This is a genomic window from Vibrio sp. EA2, assembly GCF_033042495.1.
Lineage (GTDB): Bacteria > Pseudomonadota > Gammaproteobacteria > Enterobacterales > Vibrionaceae > Vibrio.
Genome location: NZ_JAWLID010000004.1, coordinates 172,077 through 191,006, shown reverse-complemented (window position 1 = coordinate 191,006; position 18,930 = coordinate 172,077). Strand labels below are relative to the sequence as shown.

8 protein-coding genes and 1 riboswitch are annotated in these 18,930 nt (G+C 45.7%); of the genes, 1 reads left to right on the top strand and 7 read right to left on the bottom strand.

The genetic code is table 11. The features are described from left to right. Positions 1-147: 147 nt before the first annotated feature. From RXX31_RS11715 to RXX31_RS11705, 3 genes are all read right to left on the bottom strand, one after another. Positions 148-3,924: a S8 family serine peptidase gene (locus tag RXX31_RS11715; protein ID WP_317589535.1), complete on the bottom strand. Its 3,777-nt coding sequence runs from the start codon at positions 3,922-3,924 to the stop codon at positions 148-150. An 858-nt stretch (positions 3,925-4,782) separates the two neighbouring features. Then, complete coding sequence (locus RXX31_RS11710; protein ID WP_317589533.1) at positions 4,783-6,405, bottom strand: glycoside hydrolase family 32 protein; 1,623 nt, start codon at positions 6,403-6,405, stop codon at positions 4,783-4,785. A gap of 73 nt (positions 6,406-6,478) precedes the next feature. After that, complete coding sequence (locus RXX31_RS11705; RefSeq protein WP_317589532.1) at positions 6,479-8,053, bottom strand: glycoside hydrolase family 68 protein; 1,575 nt, start codon at positions 8,051-8,053, stop codon at positions 6,479-6,481. Positions 8,054-8,317: 264 nt separating this feature from the next. Further along, positions 8,318-8,402: riboswitch (cyclic di-GMP riboswitch) on the bottom strand. 591 nt (positions 8,403-8,993) lie between these two features. Here RXX31_RS11705 and RXX31_RS11700 point away from each other — a divergent pair. Beyond that, positions 8,994-10,091: an AarF/UbiB family protein gene (locus RXX31_RS11700; RefSeq protein WP_317589531.1), complete on the top strand. Its 1,098-nt coding sequence runs from the start codon at positions 8,994-8,996 to the stop codon at positions 10,089-10,091. Positions 10,092-10,149: 58 nt separating this feature from the next. Here the strand turns inward: RXX31_RS11700 and RXX31_RS11695 are convergent, their stop codons facing one another. The 4 genes from RXX31_RS11695 to RXX31_RS11680 all read right to left on the bottom strand — a co-directional run bounded on the left by RXX31_RS11695 (position 10,150) and on the right by RXX31_RS11680 (position 18,633). Beyond that, positions 10,150-12,903, bottom strand: coding sequence for a M16 family metallopeptidase (locus tag RXX31_RS11695; protein WP_317589530.1), 2,754 nt, complete (start codon positions 12,901-12,903; stop codon positions 10,150-10,152). A gap of 181 nt (positions 12,904-13,084) precedes the next feature. Next, positions 13,085-15,103: a polysaccharide lyase 8 family protein gene (locus RXX31_RS11690; RefSeq protein WP_317589529.1), complete on the bottom strand. Its 2,019-nt coding sequence runs from the start codon at positions 15,101-15,103 to the stop codon at positions 13,085-13,087. A 107-nt stretch (positions 15,104-15,210) separates the two neighbouring features. Beyond that, positions 15,211-17,397 (bottom strand): 1,3-beta-galactosyl-N-acetylhexosamine phosphorylase, encoded by a 2,187-nt coding sequence (gnpA, locus tag RXX31_RS11685; protein WP_317589528.1) that lies wholly within the window; start codon positions 17,395-17,397, stop codon positions 15,211-15,213. A gap of 66 nt (positions 17,398-17,463) precedes the next feature. Continuing rightward, a complete protein-coding gene (locus tag RXX31_RS11680) occupies positions 17,464-18,633 on the bottom strand; it encodes a glycoside hydrolase family 88 protein (RefSeq protein ID WP_065303149.1) in 1,170 nt (389 codons plus the stop codon). Positions 18,634-18,930: the final 297 nt, after the last annotated feature.

Sequence of the window (18,930 nt, the reverse complement as noted above, 5' to 3'; positions counted from 1 at the left end):
TCAGGACTGCCTCTACCTGGCAGAAAGTAACGTAGGAAAGTCATTATTTAATGGCAAAAAACAAAAAGCTCCTTGCGGAGCTTTTTGCTGCTTTATTGAAGACCATACTGTGTCAAAGTAGAAAGCAGTTGGTCTTCTCAATAAGCACTATTTTAGCTGGTAAGCACGCAAGGTTGTTACTTGCGCTGAGCTAGAGCCTTCGTCGCTCATCACGACACGTAAATGAACAAATTCACCGGCTTTAGCGTCATTTGGCACAGTCGCGACCCACTGACCATCTTCATGAGCCACTTCTGCGTTGACCCAGTCAGATTCATTCAGTTTGTCGCTAACCGGGCAGTATGAGTAGGCAGATACGTAGCTCACCACACATTCTTGACCGTAAGCGTACTGCAGAGTTACTTCTGACAGGCTGACATTATCAATGCTGTCCATTTCACCCGATAGCACAATCTTCGCAGGCTCGCCCGCTGGATGGCTGTTGTGAATATCCACTGGCACATCAAGTTGCGGAACCAAAATAGGCTGTGCTCCCTGAATGCTCTGATCAGTCATAAAGGTAAAAATACCCTGATAGAATGAACCCAGCTTGTCGCCGATCGGAGAACGCTCCGCCACACCGCGGTTATAGTTTCGTAACTCTAGGCGAACTTCAGCACTTTCAACAGGCACGGTTAAAGAACCAGCATCCAAGTAAGTACTCTCACCATTCACCCATAAACCATACGCTGAACGGCCATTTTGACCTGCAATCGCATCGTGACCAGACGCATCCCCGAACTGCGGGAAGTTCCAGCTGATCACATTGGTATCACGGTAACCAACAGCATAATCGCTAGTATTCAAACTCGCACTTTTCGGTCCTTTCAGCCAGGTTGTCTCTTCTTTCTCACCAGCAGACATAATTCGTGGACCGTCGAAGTACGCGCCATCCGATTGAATACGGCTGCCTGGCATGACAATGTTGGTCCAGGTGTTTTTGCTAGTTGCTGTGTAGTATTCGTCACGTACAACCGGTGCAATTAACAATTGTGGGCTACCCGTTGAGTAGAACTCACCAGTACTATTGGTTTGTGCCATCATGTCACGGAACACAGGTTGCTCTGTACCTTGGGCGTGATATGCAGCACTGATGTGATACAAGTCTTTATCATGCACGCGAATTAAGCCACCTTTGTTGTGACCATCGGTGATGTGATGTAACTGATAAGTATAAGGCGTTTTGTCAACCGCAGTACCCGACCAGCTTATCTTGTTGCGACCTTGCTGGATTTCAGCAAATAGCATTTCACCTTCTTCGGCACTTAAACCCACAATGGGCTTCGTCGGAATACCGGTAAAGGCTGTTTTAAAACGACCATTTGTGCCCGGGCGATAGAAAACCACACCTATCGCACCTTTATCCAGCGCGCCTCTCACCATATAAGATGTAATACTGTAAGAGTTCTGGATCAGCGCAATTTTACCTTCTAAATCAAATTGGCTCCAATCAGTGTTATAACCGCCTTCACCAACCGGTACTACTTCTGCAGTGCCCTCACCATCAAAACCAACGGCAAGACCTTGTGCAACAGCATGTAATTTCTGGCCATTTTCCATACTCAACACAGTTTCAGGCGCGGTCGCATGAGTGGAAACGAATGAACGGAAACGGCTGTCGTAACCTTGTGACCACAAATACATGTGTTCCACATAGTCTGGCATCAAATCAATCGCCGCGAGCTTGGCGACTTTGTTGTCATCCAACGCGTAAGTGAAACCAAAGGAGAAACCCTGAGTATCGATTGGCTTGTCCGCTTTAAACTCCACTTTCTCTGCCATACCAGCATCGAACGTCAGTACGGTATCTGACGTGACTTTGTGGTCAAGGTATGCCATCTGCGCCGCTGACTCAGGTAGACCACCAAAATCAGAGTCATTATCGTAAGTTACAATGTGTGAAATAACGCTGTAGTTACCTTTCGGCAGGCTAACACTGGCTTGACCATTGTTAAAGTTAACGGCTTGACCCCAATCATCTTCTTCATTGATGATATAAGCTTTAGAGAAATAGTTTGCAGGCTTGCCACGATTGTCGTAGGCATACATCGTCAAATCTACTTCCGGCGGTTGGATCATGAACGATACCGGCACGGTAATTTGATCATCAGATTGACCAGTACTCACGCCTTTAATGCGTCCGGTAATGGTGCCATACGCGCCATCTCGTAGCGCCACTTGTGGTTCAATCCACACAGGCACATCCACTGAACCATTCGCAGGCACCGTCACTGATTTAACCCCTAAACCGGCCAGAGTCGCTGGCAATTGCGTTTTACCATCTTCGCCAATCAGATCCATGCTCAGCTTATAGCTCACGTCATTGTCGCTAATGTTAGTCAGAGTCACATATGCGTCTACACTGACAGCTGACGCCACATCAACGAAGCGGCCCAACTCAACGTTTGGCGCGGCAATAACGGGTTGAGTAATGGCGCGGTTTACATCCATTGGGCCTGCACCTTGCTCTAACACATGGGCGTCATTGTCAAATACTGAAGAAGTCAGAACACGTTTCAATTGTACCGGGGAAAGCTCAGGACGCGCCTGTAATACAATCGCTGCACCACCTGCAACATGAGGTGCTGACATTGATGTTCCCGACAAAGAGCGGTATGCATTGAAACCCACACCACCCGACGCCGCTGCCACTACATCGACACCCTGTGAGCCGATATCTGGTTTCGCAGAGTGTCCATCGGGTGACGGACCACGTGAAGAGAACGCGGCCGTCTTGTTTTCACGATCCAGCGCAGCCACCGTTAAGGCACTTGGCGCACAACCCGGTGAACCCACTGTTTCACGGGTGAAGCTGTTACCGGCAGAGATAACAAACAGGGCTTGATCCCTAAATGCTTCAACCACATCAACCATTGGGCCTTCACAGGCAGTTGCTGAACCACCCAGTGACATATTGACAATGTCCGCGCCATTTTCGACCGCCCAGATCATGCCATTAATAATACCGTAGGTACTGCCGCCGCCACTGTTGTTCAGCACTTTACCGACTAAAAGGTCTGCGCCAGGCGCCATGCCTTCCCAGTAGCCATTCGATTCAGCCCCCGTACCCGCAATAGTCGAAGCCGTGTGGGTACCGTGGCCATTTAAATCATCAACGCCGTTTGAAGAAAATGAAAAGTCTTGTGAGCCAATCACCTGCCCCTGTAAATCACGGTGTTCAACATCGTAGCCTGTATCCAATACCGCCACTGTGACGCCTTCACCATTAAACGTAACGGCTGACGGACCTAACGCGCCTGTTAAAGGCACGGTCGGAGTCAACGTAGTGCCAACAGATTGCTTATGACCGTGGATCACTGCGTCAAGCCAGACCCCTTCAATACGTCCGTCTTGTGTCAGGCTTTCCCACACTTCAGCGGCTTTATCTTTTGCGATACCAAATGCTGCGCTGTCAATTAATTCAATTTCACCCGTTAGTGAAGTGCCCTCAATCACAGTCGGAGTTGCAGCGCCTGCGAGTAAACCATCGGTGTATTCGATAATGACAGGGAGATTGTCTGTGCTCGCATCATCATAATTTGACTGATATAACTTATTGATATTAAACAACTCTAAATCAATAGCGCGTGAATCAACAAAAGGCTGTGCCTTTGCTGGTACCAAGTAGGTATCGTTACCGCGTTTGAACACAGAAGTAACAATTTCCACACCATCTTTATTCAGCATACGAATACCGCCGAGTTCACCGGTATTACTCACAACAGCACTAACTTTGTCGCCAGTAATAAGGGTAAACTCAACCCCTTTTGCCCCACCTTGGACTGCAGCCAATTCCGTTTCGGCTTGTGTACAAAGTGACATGCTTGCACCTAATAACGCTAAACAATGCACAGCAACTTTGCTGCGCTTAAAGCGACTACTCATAAATTTCCCTATATCTAGATTTATATTTTTATAGTTCGCCCGCATTTATTTCCTAATGATTACGAACTAAATCTCTTTATTTAAAACGCAGTACATACAGCCCCTGAGAATTAGGAAAAATTATTAACACACTACTCATTTTAGGTAAATAAAATGTGAAGCCTTACGACTTCCGGCACGACAATCGTATTATTTTTGAGCGTTTTAAACGTATTTTTATGGTTTGTGAAATCATGAGTATCTACCGTGAAGGATATGAATTACAAGCTATTGAAATAATTAAATTATTACCATTTTTTAAAATAGAAAAAGTGTCTATTCAGGCTGGAAACTCCCACTGCCGATAATGATCAATTCATCATAAATTCAGCAAAGATAAGTATTTAACTAGGTAATTATCTGAACAAAGATCAAGTTATTAGATGTAATATTAAATAAAAAATAAAAACGATCGTTTAAAACGCATATTTAGATTACTCATCCAGATTTACTTAGTTCCATTTTGATTGACAAGACTCTATCTGAACAAGTTTTACAGGGAGGTGGTTCTTCTCCACATCATTTGATCATAACGCTGCCATCCAATGAATATAATATGTTGATTTAACTAATTTTAATCTTCAACAAATGAAAAATATCTTGACTCAACGACTTTCTCATCTGGCCAATATTCAAGGACAAAAAAATCTCCGCCATTAAAGTGGACGAGTTGACACAGAGCGACGAAATATTAAGTTCTATTAATCTGTAAAAATAACATCTATTACAGAATAATATTTTGAAAAATAATTGATGATGAATATCGAAACATGTCAATCCGCATTATTACTCGTGCTACAAAAGTGATATCTACTGAAATTATTCATCACTATTATCGCGTTTAACTGGAGCCACTTTTAAAGGCGTAAGCTTTAAATTATTCAGTACGCTGTTTCCCTCAACTGAGAAAACTGAAATATCATTATTTGACTGACCAACAAAATAAAGATTAGAAAGCGAGATCTGACCATCGTTAACAAATACTTCTATAGAGAACGTATCAACAATAATATCTAGCTTCAGACTACCGTTGTTGGCACTAACGACCGCCTTACGTTCCTCACTATATACATTAGGCATCAAGCTTGCTATTGCATCATGATCACGTCTGATAAACACCGTTTTATCTGCAAAGTTATATCCAACGATGGCGTATTGACCCTCCTTTCCCATAAGGCGAAATTGAAGCTCGCTAGCATCAGAATCCGCGTCAATATCAACATTGATTCGATACGCATCCGAGTTCGGTTTAGGTAAGACTGTTTTTGTTGATTCAGAGACTTCGACGGCCGAGCGAGTATAGGCATTCCCTTCCAACTCAGAAATGGCCTCAATAGGCGTGGATAAAAGCACAGGCTCTCCATCGACCGTTCTGAGTTGTATTTGACGTACGATAGAACTCGCTGCGCCATGCCATTCCTTTATAGGCAATTTTGTTGCGTAAGCCCAATTATTTAGCCAACCGATTGCATACCGAGAGTCAAGACTTTGTTTCGTTTCCTGGTCTGTATTAGCCCACGATACCGTCGCATAAAAGTCAGCTCCAGAATCAAGCCACTTGGGTACATTGCTTTCTGGTGTAAAACGTTTTCCATCCCAATCACCAACCCAGTAAACGGTGCCTGTGGTTTTTCCTGTTTTAAAGCCGTTCGCTCCGGAGGCCAGTACCCAGCGAGTATTATTAGGATCACCATCAAGCGAGAGCTGAAACAGATCAGGGCACTCCAAAAGACCCAGATCGTCACGCTGGAAATCAGATTGATACGTCCAGTGTTTAAGATCAGGAGAAGTATAGAAGCCGATTTTGTGTCCTTCCGCGAGCGCCATTAGCCATTGACTATTCTCCTCATCCCAGATGACTTTTGGATCTCGCCAATGTTCCGCTCCAGGATTATCCATGATGGGGTTGCCTTTATACTCTTCAAAGTGGTAACCACCATCCGTCGAGACAAAGAGCGACTGTCGCTGAACCCCCTCATGCTGTTGAGTGACTATTGCAATCACTGCGTCTTTACCAAAACCCGCCGTATTATTGGTATCCACGACGGCGCTGCCAGTCTGAATATCCCCAAGGCCGTTTTTGTATTTGTGGATGGCAATCCCCTGCTCCTGCCAGTGGACAAGATCGGTTGATGTCATATGGTACCACTCTGTGCCATTGCCATTCGGGTAGTCAGCGTTATACAGATAGTAGTAATGCCAAACACCATTGATGCGCAATGGACGCTGAGGATCGTTCATCCAGTGTCGGTTGGGAGTAAGATGTATTGCAGGCCGATAGGGTGACCATTTAAGTGGACGAGTAAAGGGAGACAATTCTGAAGAGGTCTGCTCAACAAATGGTGGTAAACAGCTCACAACACCAGATGCTAACAGCGTACAGAGTGTGAAAGTAGTCCTGACAGGCTTTACGCCCAAGAATGAATTTAGTTTAAAGCGCATAACCCTACTAATGATCATAGAGGGGCGGAAAGCCCGCCCCTCTAAATTTATGCAATACAGAAATCAGTGAATTCTACTTAAGCGGTTTTCGGATAACACCGCTCGGATTCACGTTCACATTTGAAGGGATATCAGCCCAGCCACCTAATCCATTCGTTCCGTAAGTGTAATCAACCTCTGATGAGTCCCCATCAATCAGGACTTTGACTGTTGGTGCCAACGTGCCACCACGTCGGAAGCCTTCTTTAAAGCCGACTGTATCTATGAATGATTGAACCAAACCGCCAGGCATCACATAGTGTGAGTAAGACTGGAAGTGACCTGCAGGTTGGTTGTAGTCCGGATCGAAAGGTGTGCCTGGGTAGAAGTTCAGGTTAGTTGGGTTACCAAGCACTAAACCAGAGCCTTGGTTCATTGGTTGGTAATCACTGCGGATACCATCACCAACAAAGCCATAAACGCCTTCTGGGCCTGTGATACCATTGGCAAACGTCGTGCTGTGGCTAATAGTGAACAGGTAGTATTTACCATCTTTCTGATAGATTTGAGGACGTTCGGTCTGGTCAGTAACACAGTTAGCCGACAGGATAGGTGGTAAAAATTCCCACTCAGTAAGGTCTTCATTCGTCGCTCGTGCTAAACCAACGTTACCAATTTGGAAAGTCGCACCCGAAGCATTCACTTCTCGCACAGTTTCTGCGTAAGGGTCACCCACTTGGTATCCGAGATCTTCTGCGGTACATTTTGCCGAGCCCCTTTCCATTGCAGAGTTCCCCTCAAACACCATAAAGGTTTCACCTGGGTGAGCAGGATCTTCAAAGGTGAACGGGTCACGGAAGTTAAAGTAAGGGTTCTGTTCAGCAGTTTGATAGTAAGTACCGTCAGCTTCCAGAAGATTAATCACTGTATCGAATCCAGTGAACTTCACGCCATTTTTATTCGCGTGTATCTTACCGACACTGAGCGCAATACGTGGATCATATGGCTTCACATCATTGCCTTCTGAGTCGCGATAAAACGCAACATCAGTAAAGAAAAGTTTGACCTCGCCACCTGGAAAAACTCGTGCAGAACCAGACCATTGTGTTTGATGACTGTATGATTGGTCTTCAAAGATTTCCCCGGTTACCCCTTCATCAAAAACAAGACCACCATAGGTCCATCCACCATTTTCCGGACGCTCTTCCGCTGGGATGCCCGCAGGGCGATAGAAATAGCCGATCTTCGCAAACTGGTGGCGTTCATCAAAACCTAGGCTTCGATCCGCAACAAGCGAAAAAATGACTTCCTGACCATTAATACTGTATTGGTTCGCATCTGCATCAGTTAATGGCCATGAATCCCACACCCATACCTGGTCGTTAGACATGTCCGGAAAGTCCTGTGGAACACTCGGCATGGTATACTCTTGTGGCATTGAGTTTTCACGCGATCCCGCCATAGGGTCAGACAAGCGCTTAAGTTGGCGCGCGTCAGCTCTAGTCCACTTAGCCGTAAAGTTACTATCAGGAGAGTAAGCTTCTTGAGTGTGTACTGTAGGCTCAGGACCTGGTTGAAGCTGAGCTGCAAAACTCGCCGGGCTCACCGCAGCTGAGCCGATTATCATGCCTAATATTGGCACTCCCGCTTTAATTTTTGTTGAACGCATTTTACTTACCTGTTAATAAAAATATCAAATATTCAATTTTCCAAAGTGGTTAACCTTCAGCAATGTCACGAACTAACAACTTCAAAATCCATTCTAAATATCCTCAAAACACTAAAATATTTGGTAACGTTCCCTAAAACAGGTAAAACTCAACCCTTCACTTCCAAATCACCGTTAAGAGCGACTGGATATGTCCGTGAACGAGAACATCAAAGCAAAATTTGGGTTTGCGAGACGAATAAATTTAATTAGTCGGCATACAAAACTGGCGGTCCCGCTATCATAGGAAATATCCGTTAGATCGGAGACTTTGCGTCACCCCCTTTCAGAGGTTTTGCCTTTTCAGTCAAGCATCTTACAAAAGGATAGATGACAAACTGATCGTGGATAAGCCTTTGCTGTCCACGTGAAAAATCATAGCAATGAAATATTACAATTCAAGAACAACAAGGTTAAACCTATAAACTCTGACAATAGCTTTACGCCAAAACGCGTTTATCTATGAATGTAATATCCTAGCCAAACCTTACGGGAACTGACTTGTATCCGGTTACAATTAATCTACACAGAAAATACCTCACGCTTTCCTACGCAAATTAAACTATTTGCATAAAAATCAAGTTACTATGACAAAAGATAATTTATAAACAAAACAAGACCAAAAAGTAGACACGAAACAATTTTCTATCTCAATTTTATTTAAAATGATGGGAACGTTACCGACAGAGATTAGACTAACTCATCGCTATTCAAGCAACGCCCGCCATTTTCACTTCGTCAATTTTTTCTGGATGTTTCTGATACGGCTACGCTGAAACATCTATGAATATTTGTATGTCTGCTCCTCAAAACTCAGCCTCGTAATTTATGAAGTAAGGAGGATTTACAAACTGGCATTCTTGATAAAATAATCAGAATCAATAGGAAGGTGGGCATTCACATGGACAAACGTCAAAAGCAGCAGATGCAATTTGAAAAGAGCGGAGAGAATCTCATCGTTGGCAATATTGACGATTGTCCGATATCTCCGGGACAATTGGCTCGGACGACGGAGGCTTCTCCTTATGTGGTGGAAGCTTTTCAAAGTGGATTAACGGCTGAAGTATTTCGGGTTCGGTTTGGCGGAAAAGACTACACTCTGAAAAAGAAGCGCCCTGAAGCCAAGGTACAAAATCTTAATGGACAGTTGTCGTTCCTGAATGAAGTGCAGCGTCGTTCTGATTTGCAAAAGCAGAAAGATTCTACGCACACCTCCGTGGACTTCGAATGCATCGTGCCGACGGTGTACGCTGATTATCGCTTAGGCATCATTCTTTCTGAGTGGATAGAAGGGAAACCCATCAGCGATGTATCTTCCTCATTGCTTTACCAGCTATTCTCAACCTTATCTGCGTGTGAAAAAATTGGCCTATTCGAGTGGGACTTGTGCAGTGGCAATCTGCTCGTAGATGACGATCATAAGCTCTGGCTGTTCGACTTCGGGTACATGTACCCCTTCGACCCGCTAACGGAGCTCAACAGTGACGGCCTTAATGCGCCTATCTTTCAGTTTTGTGAGCGCTTTGAAACTCGATTCCTTTCGGGCTGGCTTGAGCAGCAAGGTTATTCTCACCAAGAATCATTAACCCTGTTCAAAAACGTGAAACATGAAGCACTTAGCGTCTTACTAGAGCAATGCAAGTGGCTACGTCTTAACCACGCCAGTTCAGCCGTTTTAAACCACAAAGAAGCGCAAGTGACCAAATACCAAACCGCCCTTCAGAATGAAAAAGCCTTAGAGGACTTATTCATTGTTGAGATGTTCCGCTCGCATGTTTTGGATATCGAAGATGATATTGATGGGAAAAGTTGTACTGCAACGACGCTAAAGCGCGTTAATACGGTTGTTGAGATGGTAAACGATCATTTTGATTTCCTCCGCGAACAAGGTGCACTGTTCTACCAAAATGAAGGGAAATCAAAGCAAGAACTTATGGACTCCTACCGCGACAAACTTGCTTTGGTGAAGGAATATCAGCTCAGTAAAAACCACCAGTAACCACTGAATAGCCAAAGTAAAATGTCCATCTTCTCACTTGGGCTAAGTGACGATTGTGCTACTTCTTAATCGGATTAAGAATGATCGTTGTGCGTTTTGCTTTCGGTCCAAATACTGATCGCGCACGCGACTTAACCTCTTCCAAAGTGATGCTTTTAGCCGTTTGTTCCACATTCAGCAACAGATCCAGCCCATAATTATGCACCAGATAACGACCATATGCCCATGCTCGCTGGCTAGGTCTGTCCTCCATTCCTTGCATGGCGACCACCAATTGTTTCGCTGCGATATCGACCTCTTTCTGGTTAATGTTTTTCGCCAGATCATCAAAAATTTTATTTAACTGACTGTCCATGACCGCCACATCTTTTGGGTCGACTTGCGATTCAAAGATCCAATCCGAGACTTGCTCACGATCCTGTATCATCGGGTAAATACTCGGACTGTAATCCAGACTCAGATCTTCACGTAATTGAGCCATTACGCGTCCAGCACTGATGCGCTGTAAAATGTCGACAACCATCGTGTCCCGCGCGCTTTGGGTAACATCATTGGCGTTGGTCAAACGCTGTAAATAAAGTGAAGACGGCTCATGACCATCCGTCATTACAGAGCGACCAGATGCCTGCGGATTCAAAGCCACGTGGTAATCAATAGGCTCACCAGGTGTCATTTCAATAGAAGCAACAAACTTGGTCAACAGAGGTTCAAGTTGCTCTGGTTCTATGTCCGCAACCACCACCATTTTGTAGCCGTTATTGAACTTAAACAAACGCTTGTGTACCGCCAGTATCTGTTCTGCGGTAACGCTCTCGACACCATCGCTATCCAAAATACGATGGCGACTTTCCGGCAGATAAGCATTTTGATTGGCTTCCTGAACCAGCTTTCCCATTGGTGATTCAAAAAACGCGCGACGCTGCTGTTTAAATTCTTGCTTTACCGCTGTCAATTGGCGCTCATCGACCTTAATTTCTGTGCTCAGGTTATAAATTGCATTCAATGCACTTTCCAACTGTGCTTTTTGCGTGGTGACTTTTACGCCGTGACTGGTGGTATCTAACATCGGAACAATAGATGTATTGTTGCTACGCAAGTAACTGTCTAACTCCGAACCTGAAAAGTCCCCGAGCCCGCTTCTTACCGCTGCCATGGTGGCGATCTCGTAAGCTGGGTAAAGCGGCTTATCTACTGCCGCTTTTCCGCCTTGGCTTGCAAAGTAAATGTAAGCGCGCCCACCCGCTTTTTCGTCTTTTTGAAACCATACATCTACGCCATTAGAGAGTGTGTATACCTCAAACCCTCCCGCCTCTTTGCGAGCACTGATAATGCTGCCTTCCTTAACTGGCTGAAGGAAACCACCCGCTCTCGCTTCCATCGACAATGGTTTTTCTCCGGGTTGGAAATAAGCCGTATTTAGAGATGAGAATACATCGGGAAACTGCGTGCGCGTTTCGTTTTTGCTCATCCCGATAGAAAAGCTCGGCGGCAAAGATAACAGCTCTGTAATGTGAGCATTCACACTGGCTAACGTGGCGTTGTCGAGAAACGTTGCCAGACTATGAGCATAACTTGATTTGGACTGGCTGACGCTGTTTTGCTCTAACTGGAATACACGCGCATCAGCGTAGCTATTAGGTTTACGCTTGCTCCAGTCCGAATCCAGATTGGTGAGTTCACCTTGCCAGTTAGCCATAACACTGTCTAATTCTGCTTGGGTGACGCCATAACTCCGAAGCGAAGTTAGCGTGCTGATAAACAGGCGGTGCATTTTTTCGCGGCGCTCTGGCGCAAACGCAATACCGGCAGACATCATCCGGTGGTAGTTAGAATAGTAAGGTTGAGCGTACGCATACTGGAAAGGAACGGCAGCATCATTGAGATCCGTGATCAGTCTCTGCTGGATCAATTGTCCAGCGACTTCATCCAGCCATTCTTGATGCTGTTGTTCGACGGTTTGGCGTCCTATCGCGCCTCGTTCAACAACAAGATGCAGGCTGGGTGACTCAATGGAGTTACTTGGCAGGATTTCATTATTGATGTTAACGCGAATATCGCGGCGTTTTTTAATCACCACATCTGACGTGCTTTTCCAGCTGGAAAAGGTCTTGTTAATGTCTTCCGCAAGAGCGTCGACATTAACATTGCCGGTCACGATAAGCTCGGCGTACTGCGGTTGGTACCACTGTTGATAAAAGCTTTTCAGCGTAACTGGCGTCGCCTTTTCTATCGAATCTCGAGTACCAATAGGATCATGCTCGCCATAAAGTGTCCCCTCCACCGAAGCTTGATACGCATTTAAAGCAAAAGGCTTATCATCCGGGTTCGCACGACGCCACTCACCTAAGATCACGCCTTTTTCTTTTTCCACTTGGGTTGGTGAAAAGGTCAGCCCGTCGCCAATATCGCGCATCCAGATTAGTGCGTCTTGCAATTGACTTGGGTTTGCGAGCTCCAGTTTGTATCCTGTCTGCTGATAGGTCGTGAAAGCATTGATGTCCGCGCCAAAACTCCCTCCGGACTGCTCGAATAATCTTATCGCCTCATTACCAGAAAAGTGCGTACTGCCATTAAATGCCATGTGCTCAACAAAATGTGCATAACCTTTTTGGCTTGTTTGCTCTTGGAACGAACCAATGTTCATCACCATACGCACAGAGATCTCTTGGTCTTGTGTCGGGTAAATATGATATTTCAAACCATTCGGTAACTGATTAACGTACCAGTTGGTGTCAGCTTGAATATTTGTCGAGTTAGGGGTAACAACACAGCCCGACAATATTAAGGTCGAGGCTAACAAACTATAGCGCATAGCAATGTTCCGAGATGATGACCATGCAATTCAAACTCTTTCTAGTCGCATAGCCTTAATATACGTGATGGGGCCTTCGGCTTAAATCCATGCTCCAGACCCCGCTTTAGCGGTGGCTTATATCCAATTGAAGTCCAGGTGCAAGACTCAAAGCGTAGCCACCAGCTCAAGTTAAAGAAAACTAATGCAAGTGTAGGTCAAAACGAACACTCTCTCCGAGTCGCTCAAGCTTGTCGGAAGTCTCGACAAAAAATCGATGACGCTCCCCTTTAGAGTGAAGATCTAAGTTGACTCTATCACCTCTTCCGGGCGTTGATACGGCAAACTGAAAGCCTGTCTGTGTTTCCTCACAAAGCAATAAACACGGCTTATCGACCTCTAAAGTGACACCTTCTTGCGTATCAGACTCAGGTATTTCAATACGGCCCGGATGACGAAAAACACAACCAATATGGCCTTGATAAACCACCGCCTGAAGCGCAGGCGTATTCTCCAATACCTTAACATAAGGTTGAGCGGCATAACGTTTCGTCTCTGCTAATGAAGACCCAGGCAACAGCGTATATTCATAACAGGCATTTTTAGGTTGAACACCATGGTCAATTGACAATTTAAACACCCTGCCACTCACTTTGTCTGCACTCAAGTGGGCATTAATTCGCTGCCAACTGCCTTGTTGTATGTGACTATGTAAGTGAGCATTCACATTACCTAGAACGTAACCCACATTTGCATGATGCAACCAACTTTTGGCTTTAACCAGCGTAGACTCCCCATTATGGTATGCATCAATTACACACGCTGGGAAATCATAGTGGCACTGGTTAATCGTGGTCATTACCGGTTCAGGGTGCGTCGAACTTATCCCCGCACCAAGAGCGATAATCGCGCCCTCACAAAAGAACCACGATTTTAGCCCCTGGGTTTGCATCACATCCAGCTCGAAACTAGTGATCCCCCAACGGCGATTGCTGACGCCGCCCGTCCAGTCGGTTTGTTGTTCTATTCTTCCCCATTCGTGGGCTGGCATTACAATTTGTGGACACGTCACACCCGGAATCTTAGCCCAATCCCAATAAGGATAAATATCGTGGTACTCGTTACCCGTCACCCCAATATTCATACTGCCAAAACCCAACCAAAAACCCGTCAGATTTTCCTGATTACCAGTTTCAATCGGCGTGATTCGACAAGAATTGGCTTTCACAGACACGGCGTATTTATTATTAGCCATAACCGCGTAATCAGAACGCCAGAAGTGTTTAAACCCAGAAAAAGGGTAGTCATGCCCCTGAAGGTGTTCGAGATATCTTTGCAACTGAAGGCGATAATCAGGGAACAAAGCCAACAACATCTTCGCTTGAGTTGTCAGCATGGTTCGACAATGCGGTTTTTCCAAATCAGGTTTGGCGATAGCCCGGCCACAAGCGTTGTAGTCCCAGCGCCCGGTCCGAGTCATCCATACCGAGCCTTGGAGATAGTAAGTCAATAACAAACGTTGTTGCTGTGATGAAAAACGGAATCGAGTCTGCGCGCAAACATAAGCCCAGGGAAGCGCAACATTGATAAACGATTCACCATAGCCACCATTTTGTAATTGCGGACCGTGCTGTTGATAGGAGAAATCAGCCTGTATGCCCTCTTCCTGAGTGATGGCAATCGTTTCTGCTATCGCTTCCATCGCCTTTGCAAAAAGTGATTCATCCCTTTCTAACAACCCACGATAGGCTATTCCATTGGCAAGATCGACTCGATTAGCGCCTGTCATTGACGCGTTATTGGGCAGATCTTCTATCAACTGCTTGATTAACGTTTCACTAAGCTCTTCACTGAGCAACAGAGCGATTGGCCCCATCAGTCGTTGCTTACCGATTTGGTTCCACCACCAGTTCCAGTTAGTTGGATTTATTTGATACCAATACGCCAAGGCCTGTTCAGCAATAGTATGCGCGTTTAAACAGCGCTGACGTTTAAATTGGCAAGCGAGAACCAGCACACGCTGTAAATAAGCATGGATGATTTGTCCATCCTGTACGGCGTCTGCCAACTGGAGATCGGGCCAACCTGAATGGGGAGAAAAAGTGGCTTGCCACTGCGCTACTTGCCGTTGCCAGACTTGTTGTGTTTGAAGAGACAATTGCTGTTCAACAATTGTGTGTGACACCTTATGTCGGATCTGCATCAAATGTTGTGAATACACGATGCGAATAACTCCTTAATTCAGCCAGAAAGGGGGATGCAACAGTCAACCTTGTTCACTGTCAGAAAATAAAAAAAGAAGGTGCTCTCACACCTTCTTTGACTTGATTAGTTATCGAACCAACTCCACTCATATGGCTGTAATGCCAATTGTTGTGGTTCACCTTGTGTATTGAATACCGTGACCTGCTGAGCTTGATCCGTGAAGTTCACGGCCGCGGCTTTGTTGGTCTCAGGATAAAAAGCAACATCGACGTACGGGTTGTTAGACAACCATGCGTGAGAAACCGCTTCCTGCTGGGTCAGCCACAACAGAATGTGTTGTAGCAAACGCGCGTTTTCCATACTGAATGGCAAGTTACCCAGATACACAGCTCGACCAGCACCGTATCCGCGCGCGGTTAACGCCAAATGTTGTCCCTGTGCTGCCAATACCGTCAAGTCATCCGCTTGTGGGTACACATAGCTTGGGTTACCGAAGTCTTCGTCACCCTTAATGAACTGACTTAAGTAATGGTTTTCCGCGATTTGCAGTGGCATCGCGACGCGTCCCATCGTCAGGGAGGTTTCTTTCTCTAAACCAAATACATCGCCAAGCTGGAAGTAACGGCCATTTTTCTGCCATGCAGAAGGCTCAGACACACCCAGTAAGCCACCGCCTTCAGCAACAAACTGACGCAGTGCAACGATGACTTTTGGATCGTTCCAACACTCACCACCACTCCATGCAGAGTTCGCATCACCCGTGTTGATGATAACTTTGATCTCCGGATCGATGCCTTTTTCTGCAATGTCATCAAAGCTGATGAACTCAACGTCAAACGGCAAACCAGACAGACACTCAAGGATGTTGTTACCTACCAGTTCCATCACATCAGGGCGAGGCGGAACGTAGAAACGCTGGTCTCGAGCCTGGTTTTGCAGCCAGCTACGTGCCGCGCCCCATGCGCTTAACACGGCAACTTTTCCTGCTACTTTCTTCGATTCACTGCGTTGTGTGAACTCAAGGTAGTCACCGAACTGACTTGAGATTTCCGTCACATGGTCAATAAAGTGCGGGAACTGGTTCGCGAGTGACAAGTAGCCACCATAGCCAATACGGTCCAACGGTTTTTGCAACATCGCACGGCGAATCTTGGTCCAGTTAGACATAGATTCAACCACAGGATCATTCCCCTCGCGGAATACATCCGGGAAGAAGTAAGGATAAAAACGCGCTTCACGAATCTGATCACCGCCTGAATCCGTTAAACGACGCAGGGCTACGCCATCTTCTACCGCGCCGACATTGATATCGATGCCAATCTTTTGGTAGCTCTCAAGGAACGGTTCTGTGCCAATCCAGTGGTCACCCTGGAACATTGCGGTCTTTTTGCCTGCTTGATGAGCCATGTTGACCAGCTCTGCGGCAAACTCCACAACGAATTCCTGGACAAAGGTCATCCAATCTTGGTACTGCTTAGAAGGCACTTTATAGGTACCGTTGTAGTAACCGGCATCAACAAAATCTTCTGGAGACAACTTGTAGCCAAAACGCTTTTCAAAATCTTCCAGCGCTCGTGGGCTCACGGTTTCGCCATAGCCCGTCCAATCGCGGTAAATGTCTTGGTTCTTTTCACCCGTATCGATAACAAACAAAAACGCAAAGGTGGTGAATCGAACTACTGTGGTATTTGGATGCGTTTCTAACCAGTGTGCAAAATGGTTTAACAAATGTGCACGACATTCCGGATGGTATGGGTCAAGACTCTTAATACGAGGACCTTTCCAATCGTTAGTCAGCGCGTTGTACATAGAAACGCTGTCCCAAACCTGGCGCGCCATAAAGGTAATGGTGTACTCGTGATAAGGGATCGCATCAAAGATTTCAATACGTTGATGTTCCGCATCAAATTCCCACTTGTCAGCCGGAATCACTTCGTTCAAGGTACGGTTTCTAACTTCCCACCAAAGCTTCGGCTCACTGTCATCATCCAGTTCATATTTGTCTTTGCTGTAACCATTGAGTGGGTAAATCTCAACGCGATCACTCATCGCCGTCACAGGGAACGACATCAGATATTTACGATGTAAATACTCTGGATGTTGGTTCGCGTATTCCTGATCAGCACGAACAAGGCACATCACTGAATAGATGTCGCTGTCTTGCTCAGCTAATGAATCTGGCATGGTTGTACCATCGCTGTCGCGAAGTGCATCCGCTTGCCAACGCTGATATAAATCCAGTACTACTTCTTCCTGCCCTTCTTCGACAGGCAGGGTCATATGACCTTTACGAGAGGCAACTTGGGTCATGATAGGCTCCAAAAAGTTGGGAGAGACAGGGGGCTTTCATCCCCCTGAATGGATATTCGAGTGTGCTTACCAGAAGAACTTCTGATAACCGTTTGCGCGCATCAAAGCTTCTAGATAATAGTAATCACCGTACGGCAACATGTTGTCGCACAGACCAACTTTGACAAACGAAGCGCCATGCGCAAGCAAGCCAAGCGCAGATTCATCGCCCGTTAAATCACAGCTGTTCATCAGACCTTGCAACAGGAAGTTACCCCAATCACGGTACTGCTTCGCTTCTTCTGGATCTTGAATACACTGCGAAATCAACAGTAAGCCCGCAGCAGTAATCGCGCCTGCTGAACTATCTTTATACTGAATTTCGTCACTTGGTAGCGAGTAATCCCAAACAGGAACGCCATCGTCTGTGATTTGCTCTACAGCGTAGCGAGCTAGCTTCTTCGCCAGCGTTAGGAATTTCTCGTCTTGAGTGTACAGATAAGTTTGAGCGAAACCGTGGATTGCCCATGACTGTCCGCGAGCCCAACAGGAATCATCCGCGTAACCTTGGAACGTCTCACCTTTGATCGGCTCCTGAGTGACTGGATGGAAGTTAAATGAGTGATACGTTGAGTAATCCTCACGCACAATATGCTTCGCTAGCGTCTCGCTGTGTCGAGTTGCGGCTTGCGCATAAACAGGAGAACCTGTCACTTTTGACGCCCAAAATAGTAACGCCGTATTTTGCAGAGAATCGATGATCGATTTGCCTTGCGTAATTTCAGGGCCAAGAGGATGCGTGTCATTCCACGCAACGATATAACCACCAATCTTTCTGAAACGATGGATAAGGTGATCAGCGGCGCGAATTGCCATCATTTTTGACTCTTCATCGCCCGTCAATTTGTAATCGGCCACGCAGCTTAAGCTGTATTGGAAACCTAAGTCGTGATCTAACCAGAATGGGTCAAGCAGCATGTCGGCAAAATATTGTTTGCGCAACTTGGCACTGTTTTTAAACTGCTGATCAGCCGTCATTTGGTAGCAGAGCCATAACTCTCCAGTCCAAAAAGACGATACCCAATCAAACTGGTCACAGTAATCCCATTGATGCTCTGACGTACCAATTTTTGGATTACGCTCACCAATTTTAGGAATATTGCGCTTAATCGCTTCTACTACCGTGGTTAGATGGTTCACCACTTTTGTTTCGTCCAGTGTGCCTGGCAACGGACGCAAAGTAATCGTTTCACTCATACCGAAATTCTCTTAAAACCTTTGTAATGCAAACTCAGGGTTATGCTCGATGATATATCTATAGTTTACAGTGATACTTTTCTATAAACGCATAACTCGCTCACATTTTTAAAACATCATTTCATTTTAAATATTAATTTCAAAAAAAGCTGATTTTCAGCTTTCTATTACAGCGAATGGTCAAACTCGCCAACCGCCAACTACCTTTATGATTCAGCGGTTCGGAGAAGCGTTTCTTCTCCGAACGTCGCACAACTAGTCTTGCTGCTTGTAGTGCGTCTCTGAAGCGTTGCGTAG